This window comes from Pseudomonas sp. KCJK9016 (assembly GCF_046231795.1).
Lineage (GTDB): Bacteria > Pseudomonadota > Gammaproteobacteria > Pseudomonadales > Pseudomonadaceae > Aquipseudomonas > Aquipseudomonas bananamidigenes.
In genome coordinates this window covers 103,255-121,121 of the sequence record NZ_JBJJMM010000006.1, presented here as the reverse complement: position 1 = coordinate 121,121, position 17,867 = coordinate 103,255, and the positions used below count along the sequence as shown (strand labels likewise).

The window sequence follows — 17,867 nt, the reverse complement described above, 5'->3', positions numbered from 1 at the left end:
GCACGCCCACTGCACACGCCCTCCCCCGAGCTTTCCAAACCGTTCAGGGAGCAAACGCATGAACACACAACTCAAACCCACGCTGGGCACGTTGCATCTGTGGGGCATTGCGGTGGGGCTGGTGATTTCCGGGGAGTATTTCGGCTGGAGTTACGGCTGGGGCGTCGCCGGAACACTGGGCTTTCTGGTGACTTCGTTCATGGTCGCGACCATGTACACCTGCTTCATCTTCAGTTTCACCGAACTGACCACGGCGATCCCGCATGCGGGCGGGCCGTTCGCCTACAGTCGCCGGGCGTTCGGTGAAAAAGGTGGATTGATCGCCGGACTGGCCACGCTGATCGAGTTTGTCTTCGCCCCGCCCGCAATTGCCCTGGCGATCGGCGCCTATCTCAATGTGCAGTTTCCGGCCCTCGATCCGAAACACGCCGCGGTCGGCGCGTACATCGTCTTCATGGGACTGAACATCCTCGGTGTGAAACTGGCCGCGACCTTCGAGTTGATCGTCTGCGTGCTGGCCGTCGCCGAGTTGCTGGTGTTCATGGGCGTGGTCGCACCGGCCTTCAGCTTCAGCAACTTCGCCCTCAACGGCTGGGCCGGCGCAGACGTATTTGGCGCACCGGCGATTGCCGGCATGTTCGCGGCGATTCCATTCGCGATCTGGTTCTTCCTCGCGATTGAAGGCGCGGCCATGGCGGCCGAAGAGGCCAGGGATCCGAAGCGCACGATTCCCAAGGCCTACATCAGCGGCATCCTGACGCTGGTGCTGCTGGCGATGGGCGTGATGTTCTTTGCCGGCGGCGTCGGCGACTGGCGCACCCTGTCGAACATCAACGACCCGCTGCCACAGGCGATGAAAGCGGTGGTCGGCGACAACTCCGGCTGGCTGCACATGCTGGTGTGGATCGGCCTGTTCGGGCTGGTGGCAAGTTTCCACGGGATCATTCTCGGCTACTCGCGGCAGTTCTTCGCCCTCGCCCGCGCCGGATACCTGCCGGCCTCGCTGGCGAAACTCTCGCGTTTCCAGACTCCGCACCGGGCAATCATCGCCGGCGGCGTGATCGGCATTGCCGCGATCTACAGCGACGGCCTGATCAACCTCGGTGGCATGACCCTGACTGCCGCGATGATCACCATGGCCGTGTTCGGCGCCATCGTGATGTACATCATGAGCATGCTCAGCCTGTTCAAGCTGCGCAAAAGCGAACCGAACCTTGAGCGGACTTTCCGTGCGCCGTGCTACCCGTTGATCCCGTTCATTGCGCTGGTGCTGGCTGTGGTGTGCCTGATAGCGATGGCCTGGTTCAATGCGTTGATCGGCTTGATTTTCCTGGGTTTCATGGCGGTCGGCTTCGGCTACTTTTTGCTCACAGGTCAGTTGCGTGCGAATGCTCCGGCTGACGCCATGCTGACCGGGCTTTAACCGCACCGGGCATAACCGGCCTAGAATGGAACCACTGCGATTTCCCATCGCTCAAACGTGGTAAGCAGCATCGTCGGCGAAATCCTCGCCGGTCGACCTGCCATTAAGGAGAGCCGCTATGCCCTGGTATGCCTGGTTGATTCTGGTCGTTGCAATCGGCTCGATCGTGGGGGGTCTGATGATGCTGCGCGACACCGCCAACAAGGTCGAACTGACCGAAGAACAACGTCAACGCGTTGCCGAGCGCAATGCCGAAGCGGACATCAAGGACGCGCAGGACCGCTGAACGAAAAACCCCGCCTGAATTGGCGGGGTTTGTTTTTTTCGCAGTTACTTTTCCCAGTCGGCCTTGGCAATGTGCAAGCCATGCAGGCCTTTGTATGCCGCGCGTTCCGGCTGGCTCCAGCCTTCGAGCAGCTCATCGTCCAGACGATAGATTTCCACCCCCAGCGGACGGCACACGCTTAACGGGTCCTGCGCATCCGGCCCCCACATCGCCAGCGACAGATCCCCGCCGGGGCACGTCGACAATGCACACAGCAAGTCGATTTCCGCGAAGAACTCCAGGTAATCGCCCTTCTGTGCCGGACAGGCCTTCATGAAATACAGGTCATCGTGATTCAGGCCCGTGCACTGGAAGATGTTCAACACGTCGTGCACGTCGAATTCGGTCAGACCGTGCGGTAGCACGGCACGGGTCAGGTTGGAATGACAATGGTGATGAAAGTCTTCACCGGTGAGCATCTTGTTCACGTAGGGATCGCAGCGTGTGCCGAGCAAGTCGTGCAGACGCCCACCGTGCTCGTCGATGCCGTAATCGGCCAGGCTGTCGTCGGTGATGGTCACCAGTGGCCGCAGAAACGGCAGATTCGACCAGAGGCGATCATGAGTGCTGACATGCGCACCTTGCAGTTGGCGGGTGCGCGCCGCCCACATCCGTTCGCGGGGATCGTGGGCATTCCACACATTGAAATCGCCCACCTGCGGCCCCACCGGTGTGGTGACACGAAACACATGCCCCGCCGGAACATGCCAGGCGCGACCGGTGCGGATCGGCACTTCGAATTGTTCGATCAGGGTCCGCGCCTCCTTTCTGTCGCGAATCCGCTCGTAGAACGCAGTGTTGACCTGCAGGGCCGAGCCTTTACTGACCTGATAGGCGGCCGGATAGTCTTTGTACATGGTTCTCCTGCTCCTTCGGTGATGGCAACTTTGTGAGCTGCAACCACTATCCGTGCCAACCGACATCCGCTGATAGGATCATCTTGAATTCAGTCGCGAGTTTTTTAGAAGTAGAAGTACAGTCACCATTCAATTTTCATTGGTTAAAATGTTGGTCCTGTTGCGGAGAGTCTAGATGCGTTACTCGCAAGATCATAAAGCCCAGACCCATCAACGCATTATCAAGGAAGCGTCAGAGCGGTTCCGCAAGGACGGCATCGGCGCGACCGGCTTGCAACCCTTGATGAAAGCGCTGGGGCTGACCCACGGCGGCTTTTATTCGCATTTCAAATCCAAGGACGACCTCGTCGAAAAAGCCCTGCAAGCGGCCGGTGAGCAGGTCGCGGGGTTGTGCGCGGAGATCTTCGCGCAGGAGAATCCGCTGGCGCTGTTCATCGATACTTATCTGTCCGAATGGCACCAGACCAGCCCTCATGAAGGCTGCCCGCTGTTGACCATTTCTTCGGAGCTGGGGTTGCGCGGTCAGCCAAGTCCGACCAGCGATCTCGTGCTCAAGGCGCGCCTCGAACAGATCCGCAGCACCCTTGAAGGCGAGAACGCCGCCGAGCGCAGCATCGTCATCATGGCGACGCTGGCGGGTGCGCTTCTACTGTCACGCAGCGTCGCCGATGGCGAATTCGCGCAACAGATCCTGGACGTCACCCGCGAACACCTCAAGCGCTCCGAAAACTAAGCCTGCCAGCGCTTGAACAGCACGCTTGCATTGACGCCACCGAAGCCGAAGCCGTTGGACAACGCGTACTCGATCGACATTGGCCGGGCCTGACCATGGACGATATCCACGCCCTCGCTGGCCGGATCGGGATTGTCCAAGTTAAGGGTCGGTGGAACGGTCTGGTCGCGGATCGCCAACAGCGTGAAGATCGCCTCCAGACCTCCCGCAGCACCCAGCAAATGCCCGGTCGCAGATTTGGTCGAGGTCACGGCGATTGAGTTTTTCGCTCCAAACACCGACTTGATTGCAGCCAGTTCACCCAGGTCGCCAACCGGCGTCGAGGTCGCATGTGCATTCAGATGCTGCACCTGATCCGGCGCAATACCGGCCTGAGCCAGCGCCAGCGTCATGGCTCGTCGAGCTCCGCTGCCGTCTTCCGGCCCGGCGGTCAGGTGATAGGCGTCGGCCGTTGTACCGTAGCCGACCAGCTCGGCCAATGGTTGCGCACCGCGTGCCAGTGCATGTTCCAGTGATTCGATCACCAACAGGCCTGCTCCCTCGCCCATCACGAAACCGTCACGCCCGCTGTCGAACGGGCGCGAAGCACGCTCGGGCGTGTCGTTGTAACCACTGGAAAGCGCCCGCGCCGCTGCAAATCCGGCAAGGCTCACGCGGTCGATGCAGGCTTCCGCGCCGCCGCACACGGCAATGTCGGCCTCACCGGCACGAATCAGCCGAGCGGCGTCACCGATCGCCTGCACGCCGGCGGCACACGCGGTGACCGGTGCGCCAAGCGGCCCCTTTAGCCCGTGCTGGATCGAGACATGGCCCGCCGCGAGGTTGACCAGAAACGAAGGGATGGTGAACGGCGACAAGCGACGCGGACCACGGCTGTCGGTGGTGCGCACGGCATCGGCGATCGCACCGAAGCCGCCGACACCGGAGCCAATGATAGTGGCCGTGCGTTCCTGAGCTTGAGATTCCGTCGGGTGCCAGCCCGCCTGCTCAAGCGCCTGCCGTGCAGCCTCCATCGCGAACAGAATGAACCGATCCATCTTCTTCTGTTCTTTGGGCGGCGTGGCGCGATCCGGATCGAAACCCGCTTCGGCGTCTTCCTCCACCGTCGACACCACCCCACCGACCCGGGTCGGCAGATCGGCGATGACCTCTTCCGGCAGATTTCGCAATCCTGACCGCCCGGCCAGCAAGCGCTGCCAGACGACTTCAACATCACTGCCCAGGGGCGACACCAGGCCCATACCCGTGACAACTACTCGACGCTGATCCATATCGGGTTGACCTCTCACGAATCAATTCACTTGTAACGACTGGCCGCCGAACTGTGGGACAGATTCGGGGCCATTACATGACGCGCGGCGACAAAGGCTTGCCATTCCCCAGCATCGGGCAGCGAAGGAATCGTGACGAGTTCGCCCTGATCCAGCCCGGACAATGCGGCATCGACCATTTCGCCCGCCTCCATGACCATCTCCGCGGGTATGCCACTGGCGTCAGTGCCGGACCGTTCCCAGATTTCAGTTCGGGTCACACCGGGCAATACCGCTTGCACCTTGACCCCGGTGCCTTCAAGTTCCGTATTGAGCGACTGAGTGAGGCTCAACACGTAGGCCTTGCTGGCACTGTAGGTGGCATTGAAACGTTCGGGGAACAAGGCGACCACTGACGCGATATTAATAATCGTGCCGCGCCCGGCGGTGGTAAATGCCGACGCCGCGGCGGCGGCCAGGCGGGTCAGGGTTGTGACATTCAACTGAATCAGTTGCTCCAGTACCTCGGGATCAGCGTTGGCCAGCAAGCCATTGACTGCCACCCCCGCATTGTTGACCAGCAGGCTGATACTGGAATCGCTGCGCAGACGCTGCTCAAGCTTGAGCACTTCATCCTTTTGCGTCAGATCGGCCTTCAACACTTCGACCCTGACACCGTGAGCGTCCCGCAGTTTGCCTGCAGCAGACTCCAGGCGTTTCTGATCGCGAGCCACCAGCAAAAGATCAAATCCACGTGCCGCCAATCGCTCGGCGTACACCGCACCGATGCCGGAAGAAGCGCCCGTGACAAGCGCCGTACCTTGGGATTTTTGGGAATTCATGACGATACTCCTGGAATGCGTAAGGGATGAGCGACCGCTGAAAAGCAGAGGGCTTCAGTGGCGACTGAAATTATTATAGGCATAATATCAAGGCAATATGATAGCCGTAATTTTCTATTTTCCGACGGAAAGGCTGTCGTCATTCTGCGATGTACCCAGGAATCGGGAACCAAAAAGGGCCGGTCAATGACCGGCCCCTTGGTGTTGAACAATAAGCTTAGTTCACTTCCAGCTTGTCGCGATTGCGATCCAGGATCGCCTTGCCGATACCCTTCACTTCCAGCAATTCATCCACCGAAGCGAACGGCCCGTTTGTTTCACGATAAGCAACAATCGCTTTCGCCTTGGCCTCACCTACGCCTGCAAGTTCCTTCTGCAGAGTGGCCGCATCGGCACCGTTCAGATTGACCTTCTGATTTTCAGAAGCGGCTGAGGCGTCCATCACCACAGGCGCCTTGTTCGTTTCGGAAGAAGCCAGAGGTGCAGCAATGGCGGCAATCGAGGCACTGGTCAGCAAAGCAAAAATCAGGGAGTAGAAATAACCGGTACGCATAAGTGACGCTCCATCATCAATTGAGAAAGCAGCTTTTCCGAAGCTGCTCTCCAAACTTAGGCGATGATGGGAGCCTGTCAAAAACGTGTCCGTTACAGGATGTGAAACAATCAGGGTTCGAGACGGCGCTGCTGGTAGATCCAGTCGACGATTTCGCCGTCAGGGGTGTAGCCGCTGACGGTTTCGCGCAGAAGCTGGCGGACGCGGGAGTAGTCATCCGCATTGACAGCAGCGAGCAGCTCTCCCAACCGGGATTTAAGAACATCCCATGGCAAATGATCTTCACTGGCAGTCATGATCATCGGATGCGGCGTGGCGGCAACGTTGTCGCCGATCAATAGCTCTTCATAGAGCTTTTCTCCAGGCCGCAAACCGGTGAACTCAATGGAGATGTCACCCTGCGGATTACGCTCGGAGCGAATGCTCAGACCGGACAGATGGATCATTTTCTCGGCCAGTTCCACGATTCTCACCGGCTCGCCCATGTCCAGCACGAACACATCGCCGCCCTGCCCCATAGAGCCCGCCTGAATCACCAGTTGGGCGGCTTCCGGGATTGTCATGAAGTAGCGGGTGATTTTCGGGTGTGTGACCGTCAGCGGACCGCCGGATTTGATCTGGCTGTGAAACAGCGGGATCACCGAGCCGGACGAGCCCAAGACATTGCCGAAACGGACCATGGTGAAGCGGGTTTTGTTGACGCGGGAGACGTTGGCCTTGTCGCCGAACAATACCGGTGCGACTTCACGACTCAAGGCCTGGAGCGTCAGCTCTGCCAACCGCTTGGTACTACCCATGACATTGGTCGGACGAACAGCCTTGTCAGTCGAGATCAACACGAAATTGGAAACGCCTGACTGCAACGCGGCTTGCGCGGTGTTGAGTGTACCGATCACGTTGTTCAGTACACCTTCAGCAATATTGTGCTCGACCATCGGCACATGCTTGTAGGCCGCTGCGTGATAAACGGTATCGACCTTCCAGGTTTTCATCACATCCAGCAGTTTGTCCTGATGGCGAATCGAGCCGAGAATCGGCAGCAATCGAACAGGGGTCGACTCACGACTGCCACGTTGTTCGAGCTCAGACAGAATGCTGTAGAGATTGAACTCGCTATGATCGAACAGCAGAAGGGTGGTCGGCCTCAACGAAAATATCTGCCTGCACAGTTCTGAACCGATGGATCCTCCTGCGCCGGTTACCATCACCGTTTTGCCCTTGATGCAGCGCTCAAGCAAATCCGGCTGAGCCGGCACTGCATCACGCCCCAACAGGTCGGCAATATCGACTTCTTGAATGTCTTCGACTTTTACCCGGCCACTGGCCAGGTCAGTAAAATTAGGAACGCTGCGAACGTGGAGCGGGAAACCTTCCAGCAGGTTAAGAATTTCCCGACGGCGGGCACGTGTCGAGGAAGGCAGCGCCAGAAGAATTTCCTGGGCCCCGGTCACGTCGATCATCTGTTGGATATGTTTGGGCTTATAGACCTGCAGGCCGGAAATGGAACGGTCAGAGATACCCGGATCATCGTCGATGAATGCCACGGGGCGCAGTACACGGCCCATGCGAAGTGCCGCGACCAACTGATTGCCCGCCACGCCGGCACCGTATACCGCCACCTTGGTCAGCCCGTCGTCACGACTGGTGAACGGCACGTGCTGGGCTGCGGTAAACCAGTCGCCCATGAAATACTGGCGCATGCACAGGCGCAGACCGCCGATAATGACAAGGCTGAGCCACCAATAGTTGAAAATGATGGAGCGGGGAACCACGGCCTCGTGGTTGCTGTACCAATAAACCACCAGCGCCAGGATCAGCGATGAAAGACTGACGGCCTTGACGATCGCGATCAGCGCATCGTTACCGAAGTAACGCATGACTGCACGGTACATTCCGAAACGGATGAAAAGCGGGATTGCAACGATCGGGGCACTGACGAACAACCAGAAATGTACTTTAAGCGGGTTGTACATATCGTCGATGCCGAGCCGGACGATGAACGCAAGCCAAAGAGAACCCCAGACCAGAAACACATCTGTGGCAACTTGAATCAGTCGTTTTTGCCTGCGTGGCAAACCTAACAAAAAGGCGCGTAATTTATCCATAAACCTCAACCGACCGGACTTGATCGCCCGTGAAACCCGACCTCATTGTACGGAATAATCCGAAACCGTACTGAATTTGTCCATCAATCACCGCACAACGTCTTTGCCCTCCAGCTCCCCGGCGTGAAACTTCACTGCCACCAGCAACAGCGGGATATAAGCGATCAAAACGCCCAACATCCCATCAAGCCCCAGATATACCACGCAGGATGCGATGGGAAGTAACCAAAGCAGGTTGATCAGCGCTGTGGCAACCGTTACCGGCAGATGTTGACCAAACTGACGCGATGCATACTGATAGGCATGACTTCTATGGGCTTCATAGACTCTGTCACCGCGGAGCAGACGTCTTAACAAGGTGAATGTGGCATCGACGATGAACACCCCGAGCAAGATCAGCCATACCCAAAGATAACGAGGATCGGCTGAAGCCGCCTGAAGCGACAGTATCCCCAGAATGATTCCCAAAAAGCCACTGCCCGCATCCCCCATGAAAATTTTCGCGGGTGGAAAGTTCCAGAACAAAAAACCCAGCACCGACATCGCTAGCAGCAACGGGCCCCAGATCAGTGCGTGATGACCGTCGAGCCAGTAAAACAGGCAGGCACTCAGACAGACGCTAATTGCCTCCACACTGGCGATTCCATCGATACCGTCCATGAAGTTGTACAGATTCAACAACCACACCAGATAAAACAGGGCTAGCACATTGCCCGCCCAGCTCAGGTCGAAGGTGAAACCCAATATTACGATCGGAGCAAGACCGCCGATCCAGACCAATATCCACACAGCCGCGGCAAAATGTCCGAGTAAACGCCAACGCGCAGCAATGTGACCGTGGTCGTCCATGAAACCGATCACCGCGACCAGCAAGCCGGCGCCAGTGGCGCCGAGAAAAAAGCTGAAGTCAATGAATCCGCCTGTTTTCACAGTCACTAGAGACAGCAGAAAGGTTACGACAATTGATACCCCTCCGCCTCTCGGTGTCGGCACCGTGTGGGAACTGCGGTGATTTGGCACATCGAGCATGCTGCTGGCCAATGCGTATCGGCGTAATATCGCTGTCAAAGCAAACGAAAGAGCGCAGATTGCTGGCACCAATAACCAGAAACTCATTTTCACATCACTCCCGAACACAATTTGATACGAGCAGCACACTCCATCATGAACCAGCGTCATCGACCTCCGTCATGAGTTTTTGTGCCCTGAGAGTCTCAATCTTGAAACCGCCACCGAAAATAGCAAGAACTACCGCAGGGCATGCAGGGTAACAGTCAGGTGAAAAACTATCTGTCCATAACCCTTGAAAAAAACTTGCTATAAAGAAGCTTGCAGCACTCAATAAAAAAACATGCGCCAAGACTATTTCGTCAGGTTGGCGCAACTGGCGAATCGCCTCAAGTTGATGTCTGCAGCATCTTTTTTCAAACTGCTGCTTGCGGTGAGTCGGCCCTAGCGAGCCCCTTGTTGCGAAGCGGTTTTAACTTGAGCGCAGGCTTCTCGACCAAGTACCAACTTGCGAGACATACCGCCAACAATGGTAAAGGAAGCCAAAGAGCCATTTCGGATGTAGTCGTTGCAATACCGTTCCTTATTAGATAGATAATTATGGGCATGTGGTAAATGTAGGCGCCATAACTGATATCAGGGAACCGAAACGGAGTTGCATTCAACCCAGCCATGCCGACCCATACGACGGCAAATGCCTGAAAGCCCACCGGACTCAATCGGACAAGCTGATCAAAATACGGGATCCGATAAGAAAAGATCACCGCAACGAGGAAAACCCATGGAATGAACGGATTTACCTTAAGCAATAACCTGCGATGCAAATAAGCCAGGTTTCCGATGAAAAAAGACGGCAGCAGAAACAGAATCATTTGTGTGTGTCCATCAAGGGTACGTCCCCAGTAGATAACTGCGAAAGAGCCGGCCAACAAAAGCCAGATGACTACACGATTCTTATAGGCACCCGCCATCCAAAGCAGCGCGAGACAAAGATAGGCGATTTCCTCCCACATCAGTGACCATAGAGGACCGTTAGCAACTCCGGGTAGCGTGTACAACCCACCGGTAATCCAGTTGAGAAATGAGTTGTAGACTGCAAAACCGTCAAACAGCACCCAGCATAGAATCAGCGAAACCGCGAGCGCAGGAAATAGACGAAGTGCGCGTTTGCGAATGAACACTCCCCAGGAACCGGACTCTTCATAACTTTTGAGTACCAAAAAACCACTAATGGCAAGAAATGCAGGGACGGCCATAATATATCCAGCCCAATTGAACGCGACATCCGTCATCGCCCAACCATGAACAAAGGCAACTTCTACAGCAAGCAATAAGCGAAGCAAGTCAAAATTCGGATATCTTATATTCATTGGCAAATATTTTTCCTGGAATCACTTTCTATATACGGCGCAGATTAAATCCAGATAATGGCTCAACCACTGTATTTGAACACATCAATGCATCCGACGGACTTCGATCTGCCGCATTCTTGCAAGCGGCCACAGCCACCAAACGATCAGACATCTTACCTGCGATCTCCCCGAACGTCGACTGAATCACCGTCATCCCGGGAGCATCACACGCCGAAGAGCCTTCGACCAGGACAAGCCATAAGACCCATCCGCGCCCTTCCACCCTTGGAATTCCACTATATGCATTCTATTCGTCGAAACTTTACGGCGATAAGGAAAAAGACTGCCTTGCAAGGTACAGCGCGAGCGCCTCCGGCGAGCTCCAGGCCTCCCCCTCCCTTACCAGCGAAACGGCCAATGACAGGCCATAGACCTGGCCTACTTTGGAATACGTTTTGTTTCTTAGAACAAGGCTACAAAGACCATAGGAAAAAGCTACAGTCGAAGACTCATACAGATTAAAATACGCATTTTTTGCGCAGAAACCTCAATGACGCTTGCATTGCCAATAAAAAATCGACCCGATCTGATCACTGAATTAGCATTATCCGCCCTGATCGTGCTCATTTTTTCTGTTTTTCAAGGAAATATCGGCTTCAATCTCTGGGATGAAGGATTCCTCTGGTACGGGGCTCAGCGCACCATGCTCGGGGAGGTTCCGCTACGGGACTTTATGGCATACGACCCTGGTCGGTATTACTGGTCCGCAGCAGTGATGAGCGCGGCAGGCAACAGCGGCATCATGGCCTTGCGCATTTCAATCGACTTTTTTCAGGTTCTTGGCACTTTCGCTGGCCTGGCCCTTATTTCACGTACTGCCACATCTTGCGACAAGCGCTCTTTAAGTTTTCTATTATTGTGCGGACTTGTTTTCACCGCCTGGATGTTTCCTCGACACAAGATTTTTGACCTGTCACTGTCAATTTTCTTGACCGGTGCGCTCTCGCTTCTCATTGAAAACCCCACAGGCCGACGCTACCTTCTAGCAGGATTCGTTACCGGCCTGGCAGCCTTCTTTGGAAGAAACCACGGCGTATATGGCGCCTTCGCCAGCCTGGGCGTCATGCTCTGGCTAAGAATAAGACCTGCAGGATCCAGCGGTTTTTTGCGTGGTGGCTTGTTGTGGTTGGCTGGCGTGACAGGCGGTTTTGCTCCTACGCTCTTGATGATGGCATTCACGCCAGGATTCAGCTCTGCGTTCTGGGAAAGCATTCGTTTATTGTTTGAAGTCAAAACAACGAATATCCCCCTTCCCGTCCCTTGGCCCTGGAACACAGATTACTCTTCACTTTCCTTCATCGAAGCAGGTCGCCAGTTTCTGATTGGCCTGCTTTTCGTTTGTATCCCGATCGCTGGATCGGCCTCGATTGTCTGGGCCTTTGTCCAGAAACTGCGGGGTAAGACGCTTCCTGCCCCCTACATCGCCGCTTCTTTCCTGGCGCTGCCTTATGCCCACTATGCCTACTCACGCGCCGATGTCAGCCACCTCGCGCAAGGACTCTTTCCCTTCCTGATAGGTTATCTGACAATCGCCTCGGCGCAATCGAAAAGACTCAAATGGGGCATGGGGCTTACTCTGGCAACGGCAAGCCTCTGGGTCATGTCCGGCTTCCAGCCAATGGGACAGTGCACAAAGGCAGGACAATGTGCGGAAGTCGAAATATCCGGAAGCACGCTTGCGGTCGATATCAATACCGCAAACGACATCCGTTTGCTCAGAGATGTGACCAAAAAATATGCTCCCGATGGACAGAACGTTCTCGTTGTCCCTTTCTGGCCTGGCGCTTACCCCTTGCTGGATCGAAAGTCCCCAATGTGGACGATATACGCACTATGGCCACGTACCATCGATTTCCAACAGCAGGAAATCGAAAAAATCAAAGAAAGCGCTCCTAAAGTTGCATTTATATTCAACCTCGCGCTGGATGGCAAAGAGGAGTTGCGCTTCAAGAATACGTACCCGCTTATTGAACAATACATCAGGAAAAATTTTGACCCCGTAGGAGACTCCCCGATCTCCGCCTACGAAATATACAAGGCAAAAGAGCCGAAGCCATGAAAAAAGTTGCTATTCTGCAATCAAATTATATCCCATGGAAGGGATACTTCGACATGATAGCAGCCGTTGATGAATTCATTATTTATGACGACATGCAGTACACCAAGCGCGACTGGAGAAATAGAAACCAGATCAAGACACCGCAAGGAGTTAAATGGCTAACGGTCCCTGTCCTGGTAAAAGGCAAGTATCACCAAAAAATTCGGGACACCGAAATTGATGGTAAAGAATGGGCCAAGACACATTGGGCTATGCTTTATCAAAACTATCGAAAGTCTCCACACTTCACTGAAATCGCAAACTTTCTGGAACCGCTTTATCTGGAAAGTGAATACAGCCACATATCACACTTAAACAGAAACTTTATCGAAGCCATATGCAAATACCTGCGGATCAAAACCAAAATAAGCAACTCTTGGGATTACCCGCTCACCGATGGAAAAACCGAACGACTGGCAAGCCTATGTGCGAGCGCTGGTGGTACAGAATACATTTCGGGGCCTTCGGCAAAAAATTATATAGATATAGATGTCTTTACCAGCATGGCAATACAACTCACTTGGTTTGACTACAACGGCTATCAAGATTACCCACAACTGTGGGGAGAGTTCACCCATGGCGTTACGATCCTTGATCTTCTGTTCAACTGTGGCAAGAACGCACACCGCTACATGAGGCATGTTGACGCATGAAACTTTCCATAGTATCTACCCTTTATCGCTCTGCGCCATTTTTGGAGGACTTCTATCAGCGCGTCAGCTCTGCTGCCCGCAAAACCGTGGGTGACGATTACGAAATAATCTTGGTTAACGATGGTTCTCCAGATCATTCGCTGCAAATCGCGCTGCAACTCCAAAATGTTGATAGCCATCTGCAGATAGTAGACCTTTCAAGGAATTTCGGACACCATGCTGCAATTGTTGCAGGGCTGGAAAACACCCGAGGCGAACACGTCTTTCTGATTGACTGCGATCTCGAAGAACAACCCGAATGGCTATCGCTATTTGTAGAAAAAATGCATGAAAGCAAGGCGGACGTTGTTTACGGAGTCCAGCTCAAAAGAGTTTCTTCACCTTTATCAAACTTTCTCGGTAAAGCGTTCTGGTCGTCATTGAATGTGATGTCAAATGTTCGCATCCCTCACAATCCGATGACCTGCCGGTTGATGACTCGACAATACGTCGATTCTCTTCTGAGCATAGGCGATCGTGTTCTCTATCTTGCCGGAGTCTTCGCCTGGGCGGGTTTTACCCAAGCGCCACTTCCGCTGACCAAGACACCGCGCCCGAAAGCGCATAAGTCGACGTACAACCTCTCCCGAAAGCTTCTGCAGGTTGCTGACTCTTTCTCATCTTTCAGTGTTGCGCCTCTTTCATTGATTTTCACTACGGGCCTGTTTATCTGGCTTGGCTCTGTCCTCTACGGAATCTACTTGCTGGTGCAGAAGCTGATAAACCCGGAAATGGTACTTTCTGGCTTTACCTCCGTGATGCTGTCTCTGTGGTTTCTGGGTGGCACGATCATTCTATTTATCGGAATACTGGGCCTTTACGTTGCAAAAATTTTCCACGAAGTAAAGCAGCGCCCGCTCTACATCGTTCGTGATATTCACAAAGGAATTCGTCATGACTAATCGCCTAGACAGTTATCTATCCGCCTACGGAAAAGGCTTCGGCTTTGAGTTCGACAACAATATAATGTTGAACTGGTACCCCGAACGAATCATGCGACTCTGCAACGGTTCCGAAAGCTTGCTGGAGCTTGGCATTGGTCACGGCTACACCACACACCGCTTTTCGCAATTCTTTTCGCAACATGTAGTGGTCGATGGTTCAGCCTCCGTTATCGAACAGTTTCACGAGCAGTTTCCCGACTGCACCGCTAAGGTCGTAGAGTCCTATTTCGAAAACTTTGAGCCCGGCCAGCAGTTCGACGTCATCGTTCTGGGCTTCATACTCGAACACGTCAGTGATCCCAAGGCGATACTCCAGCGCTTCAAACAATTTCTTAAACCGGACGGACGCTGCTTTGTCTCAGTCCCTAACGGCCAATCACTGCACCGCCGATTCGGGCATGCTGCCGGGTTGCTGGAAGACATGATGGCGCTAGGCAGTGGGGACCTCGAATTGGGTCACGAACGACTTTACTCCGTTGATAGCCTGACCCGTGAACTCGACGCCTGTGGCTACAGCATAGTGCGCAAAGAAGGTATATTTCTGAAACCAATGACAACAAAACAGCTTCTTTCACTACAGCTTGAGCCCAAGATTGTCCAAGCCATGTGCGAAGTTGGTGTCGAGTACCCCGAGCTCAGTTGCGGATTGCTGTTCGAAGTACGGGTGACCGCACCTTGAGAGTATTGATTGTCGGAAGCACATCGGTTATCGGTAGATCGCTCGCCGAGCTTCTCGTGTCGCAGGCAACGGCAGTCAAGTCCGCTGGTAGGCGCGAAGCGAACATTCCGCTGGATCTGAGTGCGTGGAATTTCCAAGTGAAAACTGACGAAGTGTTCGATGTCGTCATTCATATTGCCGCCGATTTCGGTGGCAATAATGACGCGGACTACGCTCGTGCCGAGATGGTAAATTCTGTGGGCACACTATCGGCATGCTCGCTGGCAAGCCAAGTACAGGCAAAACACTTCGTATTGATATCCTCAATATTCGCAACTTACTCACCCCAAGATCCTTATTACGGTATTTATTCCCTATCCAAGCGTCACAGTGAGGAGGTTGCGCAATTCTATTGCTCTGAACGTAAACTGGACCTGACGATACTTCGTCCATCTCAAGTCTACGACGATGCGGAACTCTGTCGCCCACATCAAGAATTCTTGTATCGAATCGCCGACAAGGCAGAAGCTGGAAAGCCGGTAGAGCTCTTCGGGTCACACGATGCTCGGCGAAACTATATTCACTTGTCGGATTTGATCGAATGCATAAATCGCGTCATTCATCAGCGACTCACTGGCGTTTTCACTTGTGCCAACCCTCAATCTGTCACACTGAGTGAAATGGCTCATGCCGCCTATCGTGCATTTGGCACCGCTCACTTGGGGCAAGTCGTTTTTTTAAAAGACCGACAAGATCTTCTGGATCTGCCCCCGCTCAATGAGTTCGAACTGTACTCCAAGATTCAGTTCCGGCCCGGAATTGGAATAGAAGAGGGTTATAAACGAATTCAACTACATAGGGAGATTCACTCGTGACGACTGTATTGGTTACCGGAGTCGGGGCAATCATAGGCTATGGATTACTTCGCTCGTTGAAGACCTCAGATCCAAAAGTACGCCTAGTGGGCACCGACATATTTGCCAACGCAGTTGGACAAGCATGGTGCGACGTATTCGAACAGGCCCCCCTCACGAAATCCGCCGGCTACCTCCAATGGCTGGGCGAAACCATCGAGAAACATAAGGTCGATCTAGTCATTCCCGGCATCGAACAGGATGTCTATCGACTGTCGGACGAGCGAGACTCCATCTCGACATTTGATTGCAAATTCGTTCTCAACAACCCGGAATTGATCAGTCTCTCACGCGATAAATGGGCAATGCATCAAGCATTACTGAATCTGGATGACCCCTCCAGAATTCCTAGCTACCTGACAGGAGAATTTGCGAGCCTCTCATCCCTGCTAGGAACCCCCTTCATTCTGAAACCCCGCAGTGGTTACGCTTCGAAAGGGCTGGTCAAAGTCAAAAGTGCAGAAGATTTCATATCAAATGCTGACACGCTGGGCGATCACTTGCTGGCGCAGCCCTTGATCGGCACCGATGATGACGAATATACCGTTGGCGTCTTTGGCAATGGTACGGGGAGCGTATGCGCTTCGATCAGCATGCAGCGATACCTTTCCAAAGATGGCTCAACAGCCAACGCCCGAATCGTTCATGATGACAGCTTGCTGAACACAGTTATTCGCTTGTGCACGCATTTCAATCCTGTTGGTCCGACAAACCTGCAGTTCCGACGGGACGGTCTCGAATGGAAACTGCTGGAAATAAATCCCAGAGTGTCCTCGACCAGCTCCATTCGTACTGCATTCGGGTTCAACGAAGCCGCCATGTGCGTCGACTTTTATCTGAATCGAAACGAACCTTCACAACCGACTATCAAGAGCGGTTTTGCAACTCGCTTCATAGAGGACTTAGTAATTTATGATCGGGATCATTTCTGATATTCACGGCAACCATGTTGCTCTGGAAGCGGTTCTCGCACGCTTGGATGCAATGGGTATATCGGAGATCATCTGCCTCGGTGATGTTGGCGGCTATTACTGTGAAATCAACGAATGTTGCGAAACACTTCAAAATCGAAAAATATGGACGTTGATGGGCAATCACGACTGGTACCTTGCCAAGAATGAAAGCTGCCCACGCTCCAATAGCGTCAACGTATGCCTGGACTATCAAAGAGGCATCATCAGCGATGCCAACCTGCAATGGCTTTCATCTCTAAAACCGCAGGCACTATATGGAAAACTGAGCATTGTCCATGGAGGATGGCTTGACCCGCTGGATGAGTACATGATCCCCGGAACAGAATACTTCTCTGGCATCGACGGGCATTTTTTCGCCTCTGGTCATACACATGTCCCTTGCATCTGGACAGGAGACAGCAAGAGCTATTGCAACCCTGGCTCTGTCGGCCAACCGCGTGACGGAGATCCCAAAGCTTCTTTTGCCGTGTTTGATGGAAACATGTTCACTCTTCATCGTACAGACTACGATATCGCAAGAATACAAGACAAAATGAAAAACGCCGGATTTACGCCTTACTTCTACGAAAACCTTGCAACTGGTTCCAGAATCGGCGGCAAAATAGACTCATTGAAGGGGCTGAGTTAATGACTCGCCTATTTGACTATTTTTATATTTTGGCCACTATCGGATTCACGGTTTATGGGCAATTGATCCTTAAATGGCGTATCAGCAAGTTTGGTCCTCTACCGGTCGAGTCATTCGAAAAACTAAAGTTCGTGATCTCGCTTCTTTTCGATCCTGCCATCTTTACTGGCTTTTCTGCAGCATTTCTGGCCTCGCTGACATGGATGGCCGCCATGACCAAATTTGACTTAAGTCATGCATATCCGTTCATGAGTCTCAACTTCGTAGTAGTGATTTTGCTGAGCGGCTGGTTATTGAGTGAACCTATCACGCTACAGAAAATACTCGGTGTCACCCTGATTGTACTCGGTACGGTTGTCGCCGCTAAAGGCTGATTCGATGCCGGACTTTATTGCAATCGATATGAAATTTCGCTCGGCTCTTCTTGATGACCAAGCGCATAAGGAGAAAA

The 17,867-nt window shown here is 53.6% G+C and carries 18 protein-coding genes; 11 read left to right on the top strand and 7 right to left on the bottom strand.

The genetic code is table 11. The features are described from left to right. Nucleotides 1–58: 58 nt before the first annotated feature. On the top strand, nucleotides 59–1,423 hold the full coding sequence (eat, locus tag ACK6BI_RS07680) for an ethanolamine permease (protein ID WP_409316580.1): 1,365 nt from the start codon (nucleotides 59–61) through the stop codon (nucleotides 1,421–1,423). A gap of 118 nt (nucleotides 1,424–1,541) precedes the next feature. Continuing rightward, complete coding sequence (locus ACK6BI_RS07675; protein ID WP_065257130.1) at nucleotides 1,542–1,709, top strand: DUF2897 family protein; 168 nt, start codon at nucleotides 1,542–1,544, stop codon at nucleotides 1,707–1,709. A gap of 44 nt (nucleotides 1,710–1,753) precedes the next feature. On the opposite strand, the gene ACK6BI_RS07670 is transcribed toward ACK6BI_RS07675, so the two are convergent. Beyond that, complete coding sequence (locus ACK6BI_RS07670) at nucleotides 1,754–2,605, bottom strand: urea carboxylase-associated family protein (protein WP_409316579.1); 852 nt, start codon at nucleotides 2,603–2,605, stop codon at nucleotides 1,754–1,756. 175 nt (nucleotides 2,606–2,780) lie between these two features. On the opposite strand from ACK6BI_RS07670, the gene ACK6BI_RS07665 reads away from it, so the two are divergent. Beyond that, nucleotides 2,781–3,338: a TetR/AcrR family transcriptional regulator gene (locus ACK6BI_RS07665; protein ID WP_409316578.1), complete on the top strand. Its 558-nt coding sequence runs from the start codon at nucleotides 2,781–2,783 to the stop codon at nucleotides 3,336–3,338. On the opposite strand, the gene fabF is transcribed toward ACK6BI_RS07665, so the two are convergent. The 6 genes from fabF to ACK6BI_RS07635 form a co-directional block, all read right to left on the bottom strand. After that, the gene (fabF, locus tag ACK6BI_RS07660) at nucleotides 3,335–4,609 is read right to left on the bottom strand and encodes a beta-ketoacyl-ACP synthase II (protein ID WP_409316577.1); all 1,275 of its coding nucleotides are present in this window, start codon (nucleotides 4,607–4,609) and stop codon (nucleotides 3,335–3,337) included. The genes ACK6BI_RS07665 and fabF overlap by 4 nt on opposite strands. A gap of 26 nt (nucleotides 4,610–4,635) precedes the next feature. After that, nucleotides 4,636–5,430: an SDR family NAD(P)-dependent oxidoreductase gene (locus tag ACK6BI_RS07655; RefSeq protein ID WP_409316576.1), complete on the bottom strand. Its 795-nt coding sequence runs from the start codon at nucleotides 5,428–5,430 to the stop codon at nucleotides 4,636–4,638. 217 nt (nucleotides 5,431–5,647) lie between these two features. Further along, nucleotides 5,648–5,983 carry a ComEA family DNA-binding protein gene (locus tag ACK6BI_RS07650; RefSeq protein ID WP_409316575.1) on the bottom strand — a complete coding sequence of 112 codons (336 nt, stop codon included), beginning with the start codon at nucleotides 5,981–5,983 and terminating at the stop codon, nucleotides 5,648–5,650. Between the two features lie 110 nt (nucleotides 5,984–6,093). Next, the gene (locus ACK6BI_RS07645) at nucleotides 6,094–8,088 is read right to left on the bottom strand and encodes a polysaccharide biosynthesis protein (RefSeq protein ID WP_409316574.1); all 1,995 of its coding nucleotides are present in this window, start codon (nucleotides 8,086–8,088) and stop codon (nucleotides 6,094–6,096) included. A gap of 87 nt (nucleotides 8,089–8,175) precedes the next feature. After that, complete coding sequence (locus ACK6BI_RS07640; protein ID WP_409316685.1) at nucleotides 8,176–9,204, bottom strand: MraY family glycosyltransferase; 1,029 nt, start codon at nucleotides 9,202–9,204, stop codon at nucleotides 8,176–8,178. A gap of 308 nt (nucleotides 9,205–9,512) precedes the next feature. After that, nucleotides 9,513–10,466 (bottom strand): acyltransferase family protein, encoded by a 954-nt coding sequence (locus tag ACK6BI_RS07635; RefSeq protein WP_409316573.1) that lies wholly within the window; start codon nucleotides 10,464–10,466, stop codon nucleotides 9,513–9,515. Nucleotides 10,467–10,998: 532 nt separating this feature from the next. Between ACK6BI_RS07635 and ACK6BI_RS07630 the strand changes: the two genes are divergently transcribed. The 8 genes from ACK6BI_RS07630 to ACK6BI_RS07595 are packed head-to-tail and all read left to right on the top strand — an operon-like array spanning nucleotide 10,999 to nucleotide 17,790. Continuing rightward, nucleotides 10,999–12,567, top strand: coding sequence for a hypothetical protein (locus ACK6BI_RS07630; protein ID WP_409316572.1), 1,569 nt, complete (start codon nucleotides 10,999–11,001; stop codon nucleotides 12,565–12,567). Beyond that, entirely contained in the window at nucleotides 12,564–13,259 is a 696-nt protein-coding gene (locus ACK6BI_RS07625; RefSeq protein ID WP_409316571.1) for a WbqC family protein, read from the top strand. The genes ACK6BI_RS07630 and ACK6BI_RS07625 overlap by 4 nt, the downstream gene beginning before the upstream one ends. Further along, on the top strand, nucleotides 13,256–14,200 hold the full coding sequence (locus ACK6BI_RS07620) for a glycosyltransferase family 2 protein (RefSeq protein ID WP_409316570.1): 945 nt from the start codon (nucleotides 13,256–13,258) through the stop codon (nucleotides 14,198–14,200). Before ACK6BI_RS07625 ends, ACK6BI_RS07620 begins: the two co-directional genes overlap by 4 nt. Further along, complete coding sequence (locus ACK6BI_RS07615) at nucleotides 14,193–14,921, top strand: class I SAM-dependent methyltransferase (protein WP_409316569.1); 729 nt, start codon at nucleotides 14,193–14,195, stop codon at nucleotides 14,919–14,921. The genes ACK6BI_RS07620 and ACK6BI_RS07615 overlap by 8 nt, the downstream gene beginning before the upstream one ends. After that, nucleotides 14,918–15,775 carry an NAD-dependent epimerase/dehydratase family protein gene (locus ACK6BI_RS07610; protein WP_409316568.1) on the top strand — a complete coding sequence of 286 codons (858 nt, stop codon included), beginning with the start codon at nucleotides 14,918–14,920 and terminating at the stop codon, nucleotides 15,773–15,775. The genes ACK6BI_RS07615 and ACK6BI_RS07610 overlap by 4 nt, the downstream gene beginning before the upstream one ends. Beyond that, nucleotides 15,772–16,746: an ATP-grasp domain-containing protein gene (locus ACK6BI_RS07605; protein ID WP_409316567.1), complete on the top strand. Its 975-nt coding sequence runs from the start codon at nucleotides 15,772–15,774 to the stop codon at nucleotides 16,744–16,746. Before ACK6BI_RS07610 ends, ACK6BI_RS07605 begins: the two co-directional genes overlap by 4 nt. Beyond that, a complete protein-coding gene (locus ACK6BI_RS07600; protein WP_409316566.1) occupies nucleotides 16,727–17,416 on the top strand; it encodes a metallophosphoesterase family protein in 690 nt (229 codons plus the stop codon). Before ACK6BI_RS07605 ends, ACK6BI_RS07600 begins: the two co-directional genes overlap by 20 nt. Then, nucleotides 17,416–17,790 (top strand): EamA family transporter, encoded by a 375-nt coding sequence (locus tag ACK6BI_RS07595; RefSeq protein WP_409316565.1) that lies wholly within the window; start codon nucleotides 17,416–17,418, stop codon nucleotides 17,788–17,790. The genes ACK6BI_RS07600 and ACK6BI_RS07595 overlap by 1 nt, the downstream gene beginning before the upstream one ends. Nucleotides 17,791–17,867: the final 77 nt, after the last annotated feature.